This window comes from Vibrio sp. ZF 223 (assembly GCF_003050585.1).
Classification (GTDB): Bacteria; Pseudomonadota; Gammaproteobacteria; order Enterobacterales; family Vibrionaceae; genus Vibrio; species Vibrio crassostreae.
In genome coordinates this window covers 126,636-142,899 of the sequence record NZ_PIGB01000004.1, presented here as the reverse complement: position 1 = coordinate 142,899, position 16,264 = coordinate 126,636, and the positions used below count along the sequence as shown (strand labels likewise).

The window sequence follows — 16,264 nt, the reverse complement described above, 5'->3', positions numbered from 1 at the left end:
TGTGATTTGCCAATTCATCCACTGTGTTTCAACAGCCATCGGATAACTTTGTCAAACTATTACAAATTCGTCAAAAACCACCTCTATTTATAATCTTAGGGAATAATCGTACGAATTCCATCTTTGATTCGATTTACATGACGCTTTAACTGTCTGTGTCACATTACCGCTAAAGTTAGGTGTAGGGCTGTTGATTTTTGAAGGGATTTAAAGGTGGTAAGACCATGATTGACGTGTGTGAAATGCGTTGAATGGTTTTAAAAATCGTATTTTTAACAATAATTTCGCCAAAAATAACTAATTTGGTTTTAAGGGGATTGGCTTGAGGCCTAATAGGATAGGTGGCTGTCAGGGGGTAAATGACAGCCATAAAGTTAAACGCGAAAGTTACATTGGCAGGTTCAAAAATTCATTTTGATACAGTTTGTTTGCCAAACTATCGCGAAGCTTAGTAGGGATGAATTTCATTCGATTGACTTGTCTTACCAGCTCTTGAGCAAAACTAGGCCTTTGTTTCATGTTCATCACACTACCCATTAGGTTGATAGTTTGCGCATCAAGCAGCTTTTTCGCTTGTTCTAGGTGGTGACTCGATGTTTCACCATATGCGACAACCATAAGTGTGCTGTCACAAGCGCTCGCAACTGACTGCGCCGGAATGTTACCTTTGTTTATGTTGAGAAGCGGTGAAGTATCAATGATGACTCTGTCGTATTTCTCTAACCATTTGTTGACTACTTTTTGTAGCGTTGTCGGATCTTTATAAGCCAATTGCGTTGAAGCGACTTGTGGAGCAGGGACGCCGATAAACGTACGATGAGATTCAACATGTTCTATTAATTGACCTTGCTGACTGTCTTCTAGCATATTCAAATCTTTGAAAGCAGGGTTGAACAAGTTGAGATCGACATAAAGCGTAGAGTGGCCAGCAAGAAGAAAGCGCTCGGCTAATGCGGTTGCAATAGACGTTACCCCGTCACCCGAATGACAAGCGGTCACGCATATTGATTTCTGGCCGTTAAGTTCAGAAGCTAAGTACAGTTGTTCAACTTCGGCATGCGTTGCTGAAATAGTCATTATAACGCTCCTATTAACACGATGGTGGTGGTAATTCGTAGGATGTCATCTAAGCCAACACGGGCTTTCTCAATAAAGCTTTCACGACGGTCTGGGATGTAAATCGTATCACCTGCACGTAACACAGGTAGGCTATAGATGTTCGCTGTTTTGCTGAACTCAACAAGGTCAAAGGTACGTGCTTGGCCTTGGCAACAAGACATGTTCACAATAGTAATCTTCTCCACATAAGCATTGTCAGTAGGGCCTGCAGCTTCTGCCAAGATATCTAAGATGGTCATGTTGTCGTTAAACACGTAACGACCCGGGTTATTAATTGCGCCAAGCACGCGAACCGTTTTTTCTTTTGGTGTGTCTAACCAATTCTTATCTTTTTCTGGGATATAAATAGTATCGCCGGCAGTTACGTTTGGTAGGATGGATTCATCCCCCGTTTCGAAATAGAGAGATAAGTTCAATTTGCTCACTTTAGAGTAAGTCTTATCTCTGTGGGTTACGCGAATATTGTGAATGTCGGCGTCTTTCGTTGGTCCATCTGACGCTGACAATATATCTAGAAAGTGCATGTCTTTTGTAAATCGGTAACGGCCTGGTGAACGAACTTGGCCAAACACGTAAATTGATGCATCTGAGCTTTGACGTACCCATTGAGATTTGTTGTCTGAAGGGTCTTGAGGTAAGTCGTGTACGCGCACAATTGAGCCTGCACGGATGAAGGGCAGTTGGTCACGTGGAGCTCCAGATTTAATAAATTCGTCTAAGTCGAAAACCACAAGCTTTCTACCTGTAACCACTTCTATTTTTGTGGTGTCGGCGCGCAGTGTTGGCCCTCCAACATGAGCAAGTAGGCCCATGAAATCCATTTCGTCTGACCACTCAATACGTCCTGGTCGAACAACTTCACCAATTACATTTACAGCTCTATCCGGCGAGATCTTTAGCCATGATTTCTCGTTCATGTCTGTTTTCTCTGGAACGAAAATCGCGTCTCCAGCTTTGATGCTAGGAGGGTTAGAATTAGGTAAACCTTCTGTGTATGCCGCTAAATCGAATTTAACTACTCTGCCGTCGGCTTTTAGTACACGGATTTGTCGTGACTCAGCGAAACGAGTCGGGCCGCCCGCATTAGCTAGGATATCCATAAAGGTGGCACCTCTTTTACCTTCAAAAGCACCAGGGGCAGCGACTTCACCCATCACGTAAACCATGTTCGCGCCAGATTTGATCTCTTCTTCTTGCTTGGGAACGAAAATGGTCGCGCCAGGTCGTAAAATTGGAAGCAGACTTTCGTCACCAGAATCTAAGTAACGTTTTAGGTTGAATAGCGTTGGGGTGTTATTTGAGATGACTCGGATTTGCTCGACACTGGCATAGCGTGTTACACCGCCTGAGCGCATTAGCACGTCGACAAGGTCAGTGTTCTCTTTGTAAGTGAAAGAGCCTGGTGCGTTAACTTCACCAAACACTTTGATTGAATTACGAGAATCAGCACTGTCACCTGAGTTAGCAAGCTTTGCAGCGTCAAACTCTTGCTCAATGTTGCCCACTAATGGGGAAGCAGGTACAAACAGTGAATCCAATGATTGCAAAGCGGGGAGCGTTGATTCATCCCCCGAATCTAGGAAACGTTTGTAGTTGAATTCTACCTTGTCAGCACCTCGCTTAAGAATAAGTTTATCGAGTTGTGCCCCTGAACGTAGACCACCTGCAGCGTAAAGTGCCATTTGGATACTAGAACCCAATGCAAGTGTGTATTCGCCAGGCTGTTCTACATAACCTTGCACGTAGATGATGATTTGCTGCTCTTTGACGTACACCGATGCGTTCGAAAGATCTTTATAAGCAGTTGCCAGCGACTCTAGAACGACTTTGTTGAGCTGTTCACTGTCATAACCTGCGACAAACACCGCACCAACTTCAGGAAGGGTTATACGGCCACGTTTGTCTACTTGGAACCCTATGTTTAAGGTGCTTTCGCCGGGTACGTTAACTTGGATTAGGTCACCGACTTGAACCGCGTCTGAAAACTCGTCGCTAGCATTGACGATATTCGCAAAGCACAACAATAGGGAGACGGTAAAAGCGATCAATAATTTCATAGTCCACCTCCCATTTTCTCCGCGTTTTTAGGCGAGATGACTTCGATGCTCACTCGGCGGTTAGTTAAACGTGTGCCGTCGGATTCACCTTCAAAAAGAGGGACGGTCTCACCAACAGAGACGGCTTTGATTCGTTGAGCGCCTAAACCAAAAATAGTCAGGTAGCGTTCGACTTGTTTCGCTCGTCCAAGCGCTAACTTATCGTTATATTCTTCGGTACCTGTCGCATCAGCATGGCCTGTAACAACAAGGTCTAGAGATTTGTGTTCTTTGAGTAGGCTGGTTGCTTCCGCAAGTCTTCCCATGTACTTCGGATTGACTTCGGTCGAATCTTCCGCGAATTGATTATCAACATTAAGCAGGTCATACAACTGTTCGATAACAGACAATTGCATTCTAAATTGGTTTTCATTTTTTGGTGGCTCACAGTGGGCTTGTGAGGTTACATAGTCTAGTTGGACTTCAAGTTCATTTAAGCGTTTTCTTTGGATCACCAGGTCGTTGGCTGCATCCAGAAGTAGACCGCCTTGAAGCTCACGTGCAATGCGATTTTGTTTTTCAATCGCTTGGACAACAGCTGCAGGGAAACACCAACGAGCACCTTCTTGAATCAAAGCATCGAGATGTAATTTAGCTAACTGCCAATCAAAACGTAATCCATGTTCTGGACCAAGAGGCTCGTCGGGCATAACAGGAGAGAAATCTGAGTTTTGATAGTTGATGGAATCATAACTTTCAGCTAACCCCCCTGTGCCTTGCTCTGGGTAGCTGGTGCAGCCACCCAGAACCAGAGCGGACAGAGAAAGGGCTATGTAGTTTTTCAGTATTTTCATGCCAACGTCCTATGTTTTTACTTTTTATTATTATGTTTTGTTACTTCTAGCTTAGTGGATCTTCATGAATTTGTAGGATTTTTTGAATTTACTGGGATAGCGTGGCCAATTCGTAGCAGGTTCATAATTTCAAGAGGCTGACCAGTCACATTTTCAAGTCGCATGTTGCGTTCGCGCTCGGTCAGGCGTTTGAACATATAAACAATCGCACCAACACCTGATGAATCTAAGAACTCAACTTGGCTAAAATCAACTTCTATCTCAGGGTGACCGTCATTAGAAATGACATCATCAATGTCTGTTTGTGCGTCACGACTGCCTGCTGCATCCAAATCACCGAAGATAGAAAGCGTTAGTGTCGTTGTATTCAAATCAATCTTACGTAGTTCCATAGCGATATCTCCTTTTAAGTATGTATGAACAATTGCACTGAATGTGCCAACTTTTATATTTATATTTTTCAATAACTTATGTTTAGGTGTCATTTCCATCTCATATTGAGAAAAGACGTTTCTCAATATGAGAACTAAAAACGGTGGGACATTTGAGATCTACAAGTCATTAATATGATGAATGAAAATGAATATTAAATAAGGTTGGAGAGTTGATCGCATCTTCTAGCAAAGATTGTCTAACTACGTGTTAGAGCGCTTAGGATTAAAGGCATTTGTTGACCACTACAGTTATTAATACGGAGCAGATGATGAGATTAACCAAACTGGCTATAGCCACTCTATGGGCATGTTCACTTTCATCTCATTCATCCTATTTACCACCCGACCATCTGGTACTTGCCAACTCTTACCAGCAAGGCATCGATGTTTCTGAATACTGGAAGAGTGAAAAACTTGATGGGATTCGGGCTTTGTGGGATGGCCAATATCTTTATACTCGCAATGGAAATCGTATTTACTCACCCAAGTGGTTTACTGAAAAATTGCCGAAGGTCCATCTCGAAGGGGAGTTGTGGGCAGGAAGAGGCAATTTCCATCTAGTTCAATCTACCGTTCTCGACCATACGCCGAGCGATGCGGCATGGCGGCAAATCGATTTTATGTTGTTTGATATGCCAGGCGCTGCAGGGGATTATCAAAAGCGTTATTACAACATTTTGCATTGGGTAAGCGTGATTGGTGAACCTCATGTCAGCTACATCGAACATGTACCGATTCATAATGAGGAAGCACTGTTCCATCAACTCGATAATGTCGATGAGAGTAATGGTGAAGGTTTGATGCTTAGAAAAATCACCAGTCGTTATCAAGCAGGCAGAAGTAATGACCTGTTAAAGCTTAAAAGGCATCATGATGCCGAAGCGACAGTTATTGGCTACAAGGGCGGGACAGGTAAGTATAAAGGGATGATGGGTTCGATTTTGGTCCACACAGAAGAGGGGGTGGAATTTTATATAGGCAGCGGATTCAGTGACCAAATGAGACTCGCACCGCCAGAGATCGGCAGCCGTATTACCTTTCGCTACAACGGTTTTACTCAAAACGGAAAACCTAAATTTGCGCGCTTTGTTCGAGAAAAGAGTGACTACTAAAACACATAGGATCTCCCTGACCAGTAAACGAAAAAGAGCCCTGAAAATCAGAGCTCTTTTTTGTATTCGAAATCAGATAGACCGATTTAGTGAGTGCGAATCTAGCGAGAACTGAACTCTAACTGAACGTCGTCGTCCTGCTTGTGCATCCAGTGTAGGCGCATACCCAGCATAATCGCGGCCGATGTTAGACCGACAATGAAACCAATCCAGAAACCGTGTGCACCCATAGGTTCAACAATCCAATCTTTCATTCCTAAAATGTAGCCGATAGGAAGACCAAGCAACCAGTAAGCCACGAAGGTAATGTTGAAGATCGAGCGCATGTCTTTGTAGCCACGTAGAGCACCTGCTGCGATAACTTGGATTGCGTCGGTGCACTGATAAACCGCAGCGAACAAAAGCAATTGCATTGCAACGGTAATTACCGCGGTGTTCTCTGTGTAGAGTAAAGACACTTGCTCTCTGAACAATACAGTTAATGCCGCCGTCATTAAGGCTGTGACTAAACCAACAATGATACCTACGTGTGTCGCGATTTTTGCTCCTTCGGTGTTGTTTTCACCCAACTTATGGCCAACACGAATACTCACAGCCGCACCGATACTCATTGGAATCATGAAGACTAGCGAAGAGAAGTTGATCGCGACTTGGTGCGCGGCAACTATCAATGAGCCGAGCGGAGCAACCAACAGAGAAACCACTGCGAACAAGGTTACCTCGAAGAAGATAGCGGCAGCGACAGGGAAACCAAGTCTAAACAGGCGAATTTGCGCTTTGAGCTGAGGCTTATGGAACGTACCGAAGATGTTGATTTTCGCTAAACGTTTTGATGTTAAAACGTAAGCAAACAGCAGTGCAAACATCACCCAATATACGATAGCCGTTGCAACGCCACACCCAACACCACCCAGCGCAGGAGCACCAAGCTTTCCGTATACGAACATCCAGTTAAGCGGGATGTTCAATAGCAAGCCAATAAAACCAATCACCATTGCAGGCTTAGTTAAAGACATACCATCAGTAAAGCTTCTCAATGTTTGGAACAACAAAAATGCAGGGACAGCAAACATCACCGCATTCATATAGCCGATGGTCTTTTCTGCCATGAGTTGTTCAATGTCCATCCACTCCAATATCAATTGCGTCTGGAACAGCACGCCAATGATAGGAAGGGAGATGACGAGCGCTAAAAACGCACCTTGTTGAATCTCAAATGGTATTTTTACTTGTCGACCAGAACCATTCAGTTGTGCAACGACAGGAACCAACGCCATCAATAAACCAACACCAAATAATATTGATGGTAGCCAGATACTTGCTGCAATTGAAACCGCCGCCATATCTATAGCACTTACGCCACCGGCCATTACGGTATCAACAAAACCCATTCCAGTTTGTGCAACGGATGCGATTAATACTGGGGTCGCAAGTTTGATTAGATTCGAGGATTCTTCTTTGTAACGATGCACAAACAACTCCAAATAAGAGGAAAAATTAGAATAATAGTGTAGGAAAGGACATTCTGAAGGAATCAGAGACAATGATCTTAAGCTTCCACTGGACGAATCATAAAGAAATGTCACAATAACTGCTATGAAAAACTGTTACTAGAACGCTAAATAGGAATCTTATGTTTACAGGTATCGTTCAAGGCATGGCAACACTGGTTGCTATCAACAAAAAAGAGTTGTTTCAAACTCATACCATCGAGCTAACTGACGAAATGGTTGAGGGATTAGCAATTGGTGCTTCAGTAGCTCATAACGGTTGTTGCTTAACGGTAACGGAAATTTCAGGCAATCAGATTGCCTTTGATTTAATGCAAGCAACATTGCGATTGACGAACTTAGGCCAGTTGAATGTTGGTGACAAAGTGAATGTTGAGCGTGCAGCAAAGTTTGGTGACGAAATTGGCGGGCATAGCATGTCTGGCCACATTACTCTGATGGCTAATCTCGTTGATGTGATTAAGACAGAAAACAACCGCACGCTTTGGTTCGAGCTGCCGCAAGAATCAATGAAGTATGTGTTAAGCAAGGGTTACATTGGCGTTGATGGTTGTTCATTGACCATTGGTGAAGTAGAAGAGAGCCGTTTCTCTGTCCATCTAATCCCAGAAACGCTGAATCGTACTCTGTTTGGCGGCCGTGAAGTAGGCGACCAAGTAAACATTGAGTTTGATCCTCAAACACAAGCAATTGTTGATACTGTTGAACGCGTACTAGCAAACCAAAAATAGTAGTAGCGGTTTATCAATAGCACTTGCCCAAAAATCGATGACTAAGTAAAAGTCGAAGACATTAAAAAAGAGCACATTTAGTGCTCTTTTTCTATTTTTGTGTATTTGTGTTTTTCTAGGTTAGCCTAGAAATCGAGAGTAGATCTAACTCGACAAGAGAGTAAGTGTGTTAGAAGACTTGTTCGTCGTCTGCATCAATCGAGAGGTTGATTCTGTCTCTTACTTCGTCTACTTGCATGTCGAGATGAATAGCATTGCAACACGCTGGGCAATCGTCATAAAAATCTTGGCTTCCATTTGAAGCATCTAGCGTTATGCTGATTGCATGCCCACAGTGGGGGCAGGAGACATGTTTTTCTGTGTATTTATGCATAGCAAATTCTCCTCACTGTAACTCGTCCCAATCCTAGTAGCTTTATAGATCGCAATAGCTTGTATAGTTCGTAGTAGCTTTATAGAACGACTTAGCTAGCTGCGATTGGTATTAAACGGCCTGTATCTTCTGAATGCATGCCTCAGTTTGAGCTAAATACTCGCCGCCAAATTGATTGCAGTGGTTGAGAAGATGGTACAAGTTATAAATGTCTTTGCGATCAGTATAGCCAACGTCTAGTGGATTTACGCTCTGGTAACCGTCATAAAACTCTTTTGGAAACCCTTCAAACAATTCCGTTAAAGCTAAGTCACATTCATGATCGCCCCAATAACAAGCCGGGTCGTAACAGATTGGTCCAAAGGCTGAGTTTGCAACGTTGCCATTCCAAAGATCACCATGAAGCAAAGACGGGCGAGGGTTGTGGCCAGCAAGACGCATATTCACCACATCAACGATGTCATCAATATCACCGAATTCGATGCCTTTTTCTTTTAGCAGTTGTAACTGGAAACCAATACGCTGCTCAGAGAAAAAACGACCCCATTTCTTATGCCAAGGGTTAGGTTGAAGCGTACTGCCGATGTAGTTATCTTGATCGCAACCAAACTCTTTTTGCTCGCCCCATTGATGAAGCTGTGCAAGCTGTACGCCGAAATCGAAGCTATTGTTGCCCGTCTCCAGCGGCTTGGTTGGCAAGTAATTGAGAATAATGAACGAGCACTCCTTGGTTTTGCCAATAAGCACTAATTCAGGTACGTAAACGGTGGAGGTTTCTCTCAACAAGCGCAAGTTCTCAGCTTCAATTTCAAACTTAGGTAAAAATTCTCGCTGATTCACTTTCACAAAGTAACGTTCATTACCATCGCTGATCATATAGCAATCGTTAATGTCGCCACCAGAAACCTTGGTACGCTCAGTAATCTGAAAGTTAAATAGAAGAGTATCTGAAAGTTGTTGAGAAATGGCCTGCCACATAGGAAATCCTCAAAGACTGAAAGTTAAAAAGATTGAAGTTAGAAATACTGTTTGTTTGATAGCAATAGTTTAGGATAAATCTGAGCAATTTATAGACGCACTCGTCAATGTTCTTAGCTCTTCTTCAGCTTATGCAGAATCAATTGGCCGAATTGTGAACTCGAGCTGATACAAGCTCGTTGAAATACAAACATAAATTGAACCCCTGACGTGGTGAAACAGTTTGGAAGTGGTCTCACAATCGAAACCGTTTTAATCACCACAAACTGGAAAAGTGGTTTGAGCTTGTTATTGTTTCCCCACCAATTTAAATGCACTTTTAGAGGAAGCTGAAAGGGCTATTGTTAACTGGCGCAATACTTTACTTCAAAGTTTGTCTTACACTTTGTTAGGCGTGAATTTACTTATGGTTTAAGTGGGCAGGTACACCGCATAGAGCTATATCGATTTAAATTTAAGCTGAAATACTAACTAGGATCATTTTAATGCGGTTTTGGGCAATAAAGTGATGACAAATAGCGTCATTTACATAGTATTAGGCAAGTACGTATTAATCTGCTTTAGAGCTTAAAACGGAGAATTATTGTGGTTGTAGAAACCGATGGCTATTTGGCTTTGATCGAGCACCTATCATTTAATCTGGACGTCTTTACCAATAGTAATGGCGATACAGGTAACGAGAGTGTTGAAGACATCATCACAGACATGATTTCAACGAACATCATGGCTATTTTCGAGCAAAACCCAGAGTTGCATTCGAGCGTTCGTTTTCAGCTATTGAAAGAAGCAGATGCCGTAGTAGCTGACCTTGGTGAAGTATTAGCGGGTGTTTGGGCTAAGAAAGCGACCAACGAACAAATTGTATTTCTTGATGAATATATCGCGTTGGTGAAGAACCTGTTTGATACTGCTGTTGCTAAATACGACTAGCTATTCGCGTATCACTCTAAAATAGTAAAAGGCGTTTAAGCCGTAACGTTTCATGTTATGTCGTTCAGCGGTGAATCTTTTGAATCGCTATAAACGCCTAAAGTGCCAAAACTTGGAAGCCCAATAAGGGTTGTCCAGCCTCGATATAATCACACCTTTCGATGTAGAAGCATGTAGGAATTGATTATTTCCTAAGTAAACTCCAACGTGTCGCACTGTCATCGATGTCTTAAAAAACACCAAGTCGCCACTCGTTGCCTGCCCATACGCTATTTCTTTTCCCTTTTTACTCTGGTCTATTGTGGTTCTTGGCAGGGCATGTTGAGTCGCATTTTGGACGGCTATCTGCACAAAAGCAGAGCAATCTATACCTCTAAATGAGGTCCCACCGAAATGGTATGGCACGCCTTTCCACTGTTCATACACGCTCATATAAGCGTTTGTAGTCAATTGTTCTGATTTTGAGAGAGGATTCTGTGCTGTTTGACTAAGCTGAGAAGGCGATGGTGACGAGCTACAAGCAGCCAATGTTGCTAAAGTTATTGTAACTACAGCCATTTTTGTGATTTTCATATGTAACTCTTCTGACAAAAAACTGAAATAAAAACGTCATCAAGGACTTCTAGTATACGGAATAACTTAAGGATATCTCTTTTCGTAGTCAAACTGGATTTCACATGCCCGACACAAATTTATCAATAAAACCCTCATGTTATACATTCTCGCTCATTCAAACCGTCACTGCTGTATTTATTTCCATTCTTTTACTTGTTAGTTTTTTATCAATGGTTAGCATTCGGGGCGTTGAACGGGTCGGGGGACACTTTGACGCACTCTCGGAACAAGCATTACCCCTTGCTCTACATAATGCCGAATTAACGCAAAGCGTATTAGAACAAGTAAAACTTCTCACATACAGCACCCAATCAACCGACTTAGATACACTGAATGCCACAAGGGGCTCAATTGACCAACTTGCCACAGAGAGTAATACCACGCTAGAGGAACTCCTTTTTATCTCCCAGTCTTTTCCTGAAGCGATCTCTTTAGAGCAACAACAAAACCTTGTCGATGACATGGCACAACTGCAAGCTATGACCAACACGGTACTGCTGGCGCAGATAGAGATTCAAAGTAAGCAAAATTTGATCGATAGTAACATGGGCGAGTTCCGTTATGGCGTCGGATCTATCGGACCAGAAATGAACCGTATCAGCTCATTCTTAGTCGAAGACAACCCAGAAGCGAGCGATGCCGCAAATCGTTTTACATCGAGCGCGTCGGCAATGGCGAACACCTTCTTGATGCTAATGATGCAGTCTGACATCGAAAAAGCACAAGACGAATATCGCCAATTAAGAAACCGAATCGCGGGCCTTAACTTGGCTTATAGCGACTTTGCTGATTGGCATCCAGACATCGCGGAGTTCGCAAGCCTTACCGCACCTTATGAGATGGTAAAAGAGGGCTTCACAGAAGAAGGTGTGATTAGACAAATATTGCTTAAATTGGAACTGGTTAAGCAGCAAGAGCAGAACCTAACCCAAGTGATTACCTTGGCGAATACCGTAATTAGTACCCTTAATCAATTATCTTCGACTGCTGCACACCTGATTGATGAAAGCGAACTGGTCGTAAATCAAACCATCACCAACATTGATCGTGTGTTGTTTATTAGTGGACTAGTGATCGCTGTGATCATTGTGATCTCATGGTTAGTACTGCGCCGCTGGGTAAACAAAGGACTGAAAAACATTACTCAACAATTGAGCTTGCTTGCAGAGCACGATTTCTCTAAGCACAGTGCATTGGTAGGGCCATTAGAGTTACAAGTGATTGCTTCGAAACTGAATACCGTTGTCGATTCGACCGCCGACTCGGTTCGCTTGGTGACTCTTAACTGTGAAACACTTTACCAAACGGCTGAAGTAAGTCACGACGCTGCAGAGCAAACCAACTCTAGCTTGAATGAACAAAATGAATCACTGCAGAACATGATCACCACGATTACTGAACTGGAAGCATCCATTGGTGAGATTGCTCGTATCTCTAACGCATCGAACGATGATGCACAAATAGCAGAAGATGAGTCAGTCAATGGCAGCCAAGTCGTTGGGCTGAACCAGCAACGTTTGCATGCGTTAGAACATTCACTAAGCATGAACGAAGAATCAATGGCCGACCTTGATGGCCGTGTAAAACAGATTCGTGAAATGGTCGATATGATCAGTGGCATTGCAGAAAACACCAACTTGTTAGCACTGAATGCGGCAATTGAAGCAGCGCGAGCAGGAGAGCAAGGACGAGGCTTTGCTGTCGTTGCCGACGAAGTACGCAAATTAGCGAGTGGCACGTCTCAACAAACCACCAACATTCGCAATATGATGAATGAGCTGGTGGCTGCGGCTGATCGATCTCGAACGTCTGTTACTGAATCTCGAAGTGAAATGATCAATGCACTGCAAACCAGTGGCGATGTGAAGCAAGCTTTTGAAAAGATTGAGGTTGCGGTAAGCCAGATTAAAGGACGTGTTGAACAAATCATGGTGGCGACAGAGCAACAAGCACGTGCGACAGTAGATGTGACGCATTCCATCACTCGGGTTTCGGAACAGGGTGAGAATACTAAATTACAGCTTGAATCCATGATTGAAAGCTCAGAGCAAGTCGGAGAGATAGCAGGGCACCAACAAGCTATGCTTCATAAATACGTAATGAAATAAACGAGCTTGTTGAAGTAAACAAGCGTGCTGAGTTAAGCCTTACAACACAAGAGTTGAAGCACTAGCTGCGCTTATATCCCTATCGATACACAAACGCCCTTAAATTCTCACAAGAATCTAAGGGCGTTTTGTTTTCGGATTAAGATAAGTTCACCTCAATACAAGCTTGAGGCTGAACTGAATTAGAACTTAGTCTTTCGTTGTCGGGAATCGTGCAAATGGCTGACGCAGCATCAAATCTAGCCTTTGTTCTTTCCCATCGCGTATCTCAGGGACGCCAATGGTTACCTTGTCGTGACCAAGCTTAGGTTGAGCCCGATAGGTTTTGAACCAAATGTCCCACACCGATAAAAAGAAACCAAAATTCGAATGCGTTTCTTTGATGATTATAGAGTGATGAACTCGATGCATGTCAGGTGTCACAATCACTTTGCGTAATTGCTTATCGAACCATAATGGCAAACGACCATTGCTATGGTTGAACATCGCACTCACATTCAACACCACTTCGAAGATCACGACCGCTAAAGCCGGTACGCCCAGTACAAAAATCAACGCCACTTTAATCAGCATCGATAAGATCATTTCAATCGGGTGGAAGCGTGTGCCTGTCGTTACATCAATATCCAAGTCTGCATGATGAACACGATGAAGTTTCCAAAGCAGGGGAATACGGTGGAACACGAGATGTTGCGTGTAAATGGCAAGGTCTAACAACACGACACAGAGAAACACGGTGACTTCAAAAGGAAGCATGATGTTATTAAACAGACCCCATTGATTTTGTTCAGCAATCAGCGCCGCTTCAAACGCTGCAACGGGGATTAATGTTGCCAACAAAATGCTATTAACCGCCATCAATGAGAAGTTATTTCCCCAACGAAACCACTTGTTTTGAGTCAGTGCTTTTCTAGGAGCACGGTACTCCCACAGCGCACACAAGATGAAAGCAGTGATAAAACAAACAAGGCGAAGTAGCGATGGGTCCTGCATAAGAATTCCTTCTATCATTATCAAGCCACTGTAAGTACAATCGTGCCACTTTTCTAGTTCTATCTGTCGTTATTGTCCATGAGAATTCACGCTTTCCACCGTTTATACCAACACCGTTTATCTCTTTCCACCAAACCGTTTAACGCGCGCGGATGTAAAGTGGTTCGGTGTGAGTACTGCAAAATCAAACAAGACAGCTGTATCTGTGAGCACCAACCCAACATAGATACGAACGTCGCGACCATGTTGATCTTGTCAGACAACGAAATCTTAAAGCCAAGTAACACCGGCCGTTTGATTGTGGACACAGTGAAAGACAGCCATGTTTATCTTTGGCATCGAACTGAGCCCAATGTAGAGATGTTGGATGTTCTGAAAGACGAGAAATACCAGCCTGTGATTGTGTTCCCGGAAGACTATACCGATGACAAATCGCGAGTGGTTCAAGATCTGCCACAAATGCGTGATCCAAATAAAAAGCTGTTGTTGATTTTCATCGACGGTAGCTGGCGTGAAGCAAGACGTATTTTCAGACGCTCGGAATACCTTCAAGATCTACCTGTGTTATCGATTGAGCCTGAATCGGTTTCTCAATACATGATGCGTAAGTCAGATAACGATCAACACCTTTCAACAGCAGAAGTGGCGAGCCTGGTATTAAAACAAGCAGGTGAAGAGCAGGGCGCAAAGACTTTACAACTTTGGTTTGAAGCATTTCGCGAAAGCTACATGCTAAGCAAGACGCGTTATAAGTCGGATCCGACCAAACCAAGCCTGAACGCTTTCATAGAGCACACTAAAAGTGAGACTTCACTCTAACCTTTAACCGCTTTGTGCTGACTTGTTGTTCAAACAGACTCGAACACGAGATAAGTTTGTTATCTATCACGGTTTGTAGGGGGAGTGTTATGGATAATGTTCCTCAGTTGTTTTATTTAAAGAATTTATTTGCCCGAATTTAGGGAAAAATTGGAGAGATTTCATGTATTACGGCTTCGATGTTGGCGGCACAAAAATTGAGTTTGGTGCATTCAACGAGAAACTTGAGCGAGTAGCAACAGAGCGTGTTCCAACACCAACAGACGATTATCAGTTACTGCTTGATACAATTGCTGGTTTGGTAAAAAAGTACGATAGCGAATTCTCTTGCGAAGGCAAAATTGGCCTTGGCCTTCCTGGCATGGAAAACGCAGACGACGGCACAATGCTGGTTGTTAACGTACCAGCTTCAACAGGTAAGCCACTACGTAAAGATTTAGAAGCGCTTATTGGTCGTAGTGTAAAAATTGAGAACGACGCAAACTGTTTTGCGCTTTCAGAAGCGTGGGATGATGAGCTTAAAGATGAGCCATCAGTTGCTGGCCTAATTCTAGGTACTGGCTTCGGTGGTGGTTTAGTTTACGAAGGTAAAGTGTTCTCTGGTCGTAACCACGTTGCAGGTGAACTAGGCCATATGCGCCTTCCTATCGATGCATGGTTCCACCTTGGCGATAATGCACCGCTATTAGGCTGTGGTTGTGGCAAGAAAGGTTGTTTAGACAGTTACCTATCAGGCCGTGGCTTTGAATTGATTTACGAGCACTACTTCGGTGAGAAGAAGAAAGCCATCGAGATCATCCAAGCATACAATGAAGGTGAAGCAAAAGCTGCAGAGCACGTTGATCGCTTTATGGAGCTATTGGCTATCTGTTTCGCGAACCTGTTTACAGGTCTTGACCCACACGTTGTTGCACTGGGCGGCGGTCTTTCAAACTTTCAACTTATCTACGAAGAGATGCCAAAGCGTGTGCCTAAGTACCTGCTGTCTGTAGCGAAGTGTCCTAAAATCATTAAAGCAAAACACGGTGATTCAGGCGGCGTTCGTGGTGCTGCATTCCTTAACATTAAGTAATCGCGAATTAACGTTAAGCTAGCTAAGGTTAGATAGTTAAAAAGCATAAATAAAAATGCCGCAATCTCGAAAGAGGTTGCGGCATTTTTTATTGTTTGGTGTTTTCGTTTAGTTAGCTCTTAGCTCTAACTACAAACGAAAAGCGACCTATAAAGAAAAGAGTCAGAGGGCTTACTTCTTCTTTTTACCAACACCAAGGTTGTCTTTTTGCTTCAACGTAAGTTTAGTAAAGCCAAGCTTGCGGAAGTAGTTGTCTTGGTAGTTGCGAACCGCTTTAGTATCAGAAATCAACTCAAGCTGTTGCTCAGTTTTTAGATACTCAGAGATGTCGATGCCTTCCGCTGCAGCAACAGCTTCTTGGATCGTGCGGTGTTCTTGTTTTGAAAACAGTAACTCTTTGTCTTCGTCTTTGTAAGTGTACAGAATGGTACGAGCCATGGTGCTCTCCAATAGAATTATTACTTTGCGCGCACTCTACATAAAAACCGTACGTGGCTCAAGGTAATGGTAATAAATCTTAAGATTATCGTTCTAAACGTTTAGCGTAATTTAAGCTATTTGTCTTTTAGGAAACGAACA

Annotated in this window: 16 protein-coding genes; 6 read left to right on the top strand and 10 right to left on the bottom strand. The window is 43.2% G+C overall.

What is annotated here, in order from left to right:
• Window positions 1-387 precede the first annotated feature (387 nt).
• From CWO13_RS10395 to CWO13_RS10380, 4 genes are all read right to left on the bottom strand, one after another.
• On the bottom strand, window positions 388-1,077 hold the full coding sequence (locus CWO13_RS10395; RefSeq protein ID WP_102480084.1) for a tyrosine-protein kinase family protein: 690 nt from the start codon (window positions 1,075-1,077) through the stop codon (window positions 388-390).
• Window positions 1,077-3,176, bottom strand: a complete 2,100-nt coding sequence (locus CWO13_RS10390) for an SLBB domain-containing protein (RefSeq protein WP_102431953.1) — start codon at window positions 3,174-3,176, stop codon at window positions 1,077-1,079. The genes CWO13_RS10395 and CWO13_RS10390 overlap by 1 nt, the downstream gene beginning before the upstream one ends.
• A complete protein-coding gene (locus CWO13_RS10385; protein ID WP_107899215.1) occupies window positions 3,173-4,009 on the bottom strand; it encodes an OmpA family protein in 837 nt (278 codons plus the stop codon). The genes CWO13_RS10390 and CWO13_RS10385 overlap by 4 nt, the downstream gene beginning before the upstream one ends.
• 62 nt (window positions 4,010-4,071) lie before the next feature.
• Complete coding sequence (locus tag CWO13_RS10380; RefSeq protein ID WP_004733793.1) at window positions 4,072-4,401, bottom strand: STAS domain-containing protein; 330 nt, start codon at window positions 4,399-4,401, stop codon at window positions 4,072-4,074.
• Window positions 4,402-4,712: 311 nt separating this feature from the next.
• Between CWO13_RS10380 and CWO13_RS10375 the strand changes: the two genes are divergently transcribed.
• The gene (locus CWO13_RS10375) at window positions 4,713-5,555 is read left to right on the top strand and encodes a DNA ligase (RefSeq protein ID WP_048658712.1); all 843 of its coding nucleotides are present in this window, start codon (window positions 4,713-4,715) and stop codon (window positions 5,553-5,555) included.
• Window positions 5,556-5,656: 101 nt separating this feature from the next.
• On the opposite strand, the gene CWO13_RS10370 is transcribed toward CWO13_RS10375, so the two are convergent.
• Window positions 5,657-7,027, bottom strand: coding sequence for an MATE family efflux transporter (locus tag CWO13_RS10370; protein WP_061017956.1), 1,371 nt, complete (start codon window positions 7,025-7,027; stop codon window positions 5,657-5,659).
• 161 nt (window positions 7,028-7,188) lie between these two features.
• On the opposite strand from CWO13_RS10370, the gene CWO13_RS10365 reads away from it, so the two are divergent.
• Window positions 7,189-7,797: a riboflavin synthase subunit alpha gene (locus CWO13_RS10365; RefSeq protein WP_102431951.1), complete on the top strand. Its 609-nt coding sequence runs from the start codon at window positions 7,189-7,191 to the stop codon at window positions 7,795-7,797.
• Between the two features lie 169 nt (window positions 7,798-7,966).
• On the opposite strand, the gene CWO13_RS10360 is transcribed toward CWO13_RS10365, so the two are convergent.
• Together CWO13_RS10360 and CWO13_RS10355 are read right to left on the bottom strand one after the other, a co-directional pair.
• The gene (locus CWO13_RS10360; RefSeq protein ID WP_004733789.1) at window positions 7,967-8,170 is read right to left on the bottom strand and encodes a CPXCG motif-containing cysteine-rich protein; all 204 of its coding nucleotides are present in this window, start codon (window positions 8,168-8,170) and stop codon (window positions 7,967-7,969) included.
• A gap of 111 nt (window positions 8,171-8,281) precedes the next feature.
• Window positions 8,282-9,148, bottom strand: coding sequence for a fructosamine kinase family protein (locus CWO13_RS10355; RefSeq protein ID WP_048611040.1), 867 nt, complete (start codon window positions 9,146-9,148; stop codon window positions 8,282-8,284).
• A gap of 585 nt (window positions 9,149-9,733) precedes the next feature.
• Here CWO13_RS10355 and CWO13_RS10350 point away from each other — a divergent pair.
• Window positions 9,734-10,078 carry a DUF3802 family protein gene (locus tag CWO13_RS10350; protein WP_048665016.1) on the top strand — a complete coding sequence of 115 codons (345 nt, stop codon included), beginning with the start codon at window positions 9,734-9,736 and terminating at the stop codon, window positions 10,076-10,078.
• An 87-nt stretch (window positions 10,079-10,165) separates the two neighbouring features.
• Here the strand turns inward: CWO13_RS10350 and CWO13_RS10345 are convergent, their stop codons facing one another.
• Window positions 10,166-10,651 carry an NlpC/P60 family protein gene (locus CWO13_RS10345; RefSeq protein WP_108082897.1) on the bottom strand — a complete coding sequence of 162 codons (486 nt, stop codon included), beginning with the start codon at window positions 10,649-10,651 and terminating at the stop codon, window positions 10,166-10,168.
• 104 nt (window positions 10,652-10,755) lie between these two features.
• Here CWO13_RS10345 and CWO13_RS10340 point away from each other — a divergent pair, with 104 nt between their 5' ends.
• Window positions 10,756-12,801 carry a methyl-accepting chemotaxis protein gene (locus tag CWO13_RS10340; RefSeq protein ID WP_108082896.1) on the top strand — a complete coding sequence of 682 codons (2,046 nt, stop codon included), beginning with the start codon at window positions 10,756-10,758 and terminating at the stop codon, window positions 12,799-12,801.
• Window positions 12,802-12,990: 189 nt separating this feature from the next.
• On the opposite strand, the gene CWO13_RS10335 is transcribed toward CWO13_RS10340, so the two are convergent.
• Window positions 12,991-13,794 (bottom strand): sterol desaturase family protein, encoded by an 804-nt coding sequence (locus CWO13_RS10335; RefSeq protein ID WP_048665019.1) that lies wholly within the window; start codon window positions 13,792-13,794, stop codon window positions 12,991-12,993.
• 72 nt (window positions 13,795-13,866) lie between these two features.
• On the opposite strand from CWO13_RS10335, the gene CWO13_RS10330 reads away from it, so the two are divergent.
• Both CWO13_RS10330 and nagK read left to right on the top strand, forming a co-directional pair.
• Window positions 13,867-14,613, top strand: a complete 747-nt coding sequence (locus CWO13_RS10330) for a tRNA-uridine aminocarboxypropyltransferase (protein ID WP_080967361.1) — start codon at window positions 13,867-13,869, stop codon at window positions 14,611-14,613.
• Between the two features lie 163 nt (window positions 14,614-14,776).
• A complete protein-coding gene (gene nagK / locus CWO13_RS10325) occupies window positions 14,777-15,685 on the top strand; it encodes an N-acetylglucosamine kinase (protein WP_108082895.1) in 909 nt (302 codons plus the stop codon).
• A 171-nt stretch (window positions 15,686-15,856) separates the two neighbouring features.
• Here the strand turns inward: nagK and CWO13_RS10320 are convergent, their stop codons facing one another.
• A complete protein-coding gene (locus tag CWO13_RS10320; protein ID WP_017063882.1) occupies window positions 15,857-16,123 on the bottom strand; it encodes a DUF2960 family protein in 267 nt (88 codons plus the stop codon).
• Window positions 16,124-16,264: the final 141 nt, after the last annotated feature.

Bases quoted from the DNA above. Each gene is read 5' to 3' on its own strand.
- CWO13_RS10395 (WP_102480084.1), bottom strand. From the start codon at position 1,077: ATGACTATTTCAGCAACGCATGCCGAAGTTGAACAACTGTACTTAGCT.
- CWO13_RS10390 (WP_102431953.1), bottom strand. From the start codon at position 3,176: ATGAAATTATTGATCGCTTTTACCGTCTCCCTATTGTTGTGCTTTGCG.
- CWO13_RS10385 (WP_107899215.1), bottom strand. From the start codon at position 4,009: ATGAAAATACTGAAAAACTACATAGCCCTTTCTCTGTCCGCTCTGGTT.
- CWO13_RS10380 (WP_004733793.1), bottom strand. From the start codon at position 4,401: ATGGAACTACGTAAGATTGATTTGAATACAACGACACTAACGCTTTCT.
- CWO13_RS10375 (WP_048658712.1), top strand. From the start codon at position 4,713: ATGAGATTAACCAAACTGGCTATAGCCACTCTATGGGCATGTTCACTT.
- CWO13_RS10365 (WP_102431951.1), top strand. From the start codon at position 7,189: ATGTTTACAGGTATCGTTCAAGGCATGGCAACACTGGTTGCTATCAAC.
- CWO13_RS10360 (WP_004733789.1), bottom strand. From the start codon at position 8,170: ATGCATAAATACACAGAAAAACATGTCTCCTGCCCCCACTGTGGGCAT.
- CWO13_RS10355 (WP_048611040.1), bottom strand. From the start codon at position 9,148: ATGTGGCAGGCCATTTCTCAACAACTTTCAGATACTCTTCTATTTAAC.
- CWO13_RS10345 (WP_108082897.1), bottom strand. From the start codon at position 10,651: ATGAAAATCACAAAAATGGCTGTAGTTACAATAACTTTAGCAACATTG.
- CWO13_RS10340 (WP_108082896.1), top strand. From the start codon at position 10,756: ATGCCCGACACAAATTTATCAATAAAACCCTCATGTTATACATTCTCG.
- CWO13_RS10335 (WP_048665019.1), bottom strand. From the start codon at position 13,794: ATGCAGGACCCATCGCTACTTCGCCTTGTTTGTTTTATCACTGCTTTC.
- nagK (WP_108082895.1), top strand. From the start codon at position 14,777: ATGTATTACGGCTTCGATGTTGGCGGCACAAAAATTGAGTTTGGTGCA.
- CWO13_RS10320 (WP_017063882.1), bottom strand. From the start codon at position 16,123: ATGGCTCGTACCATTCTGTACACTTACAAAGACGAAGACAAAGAGTTA.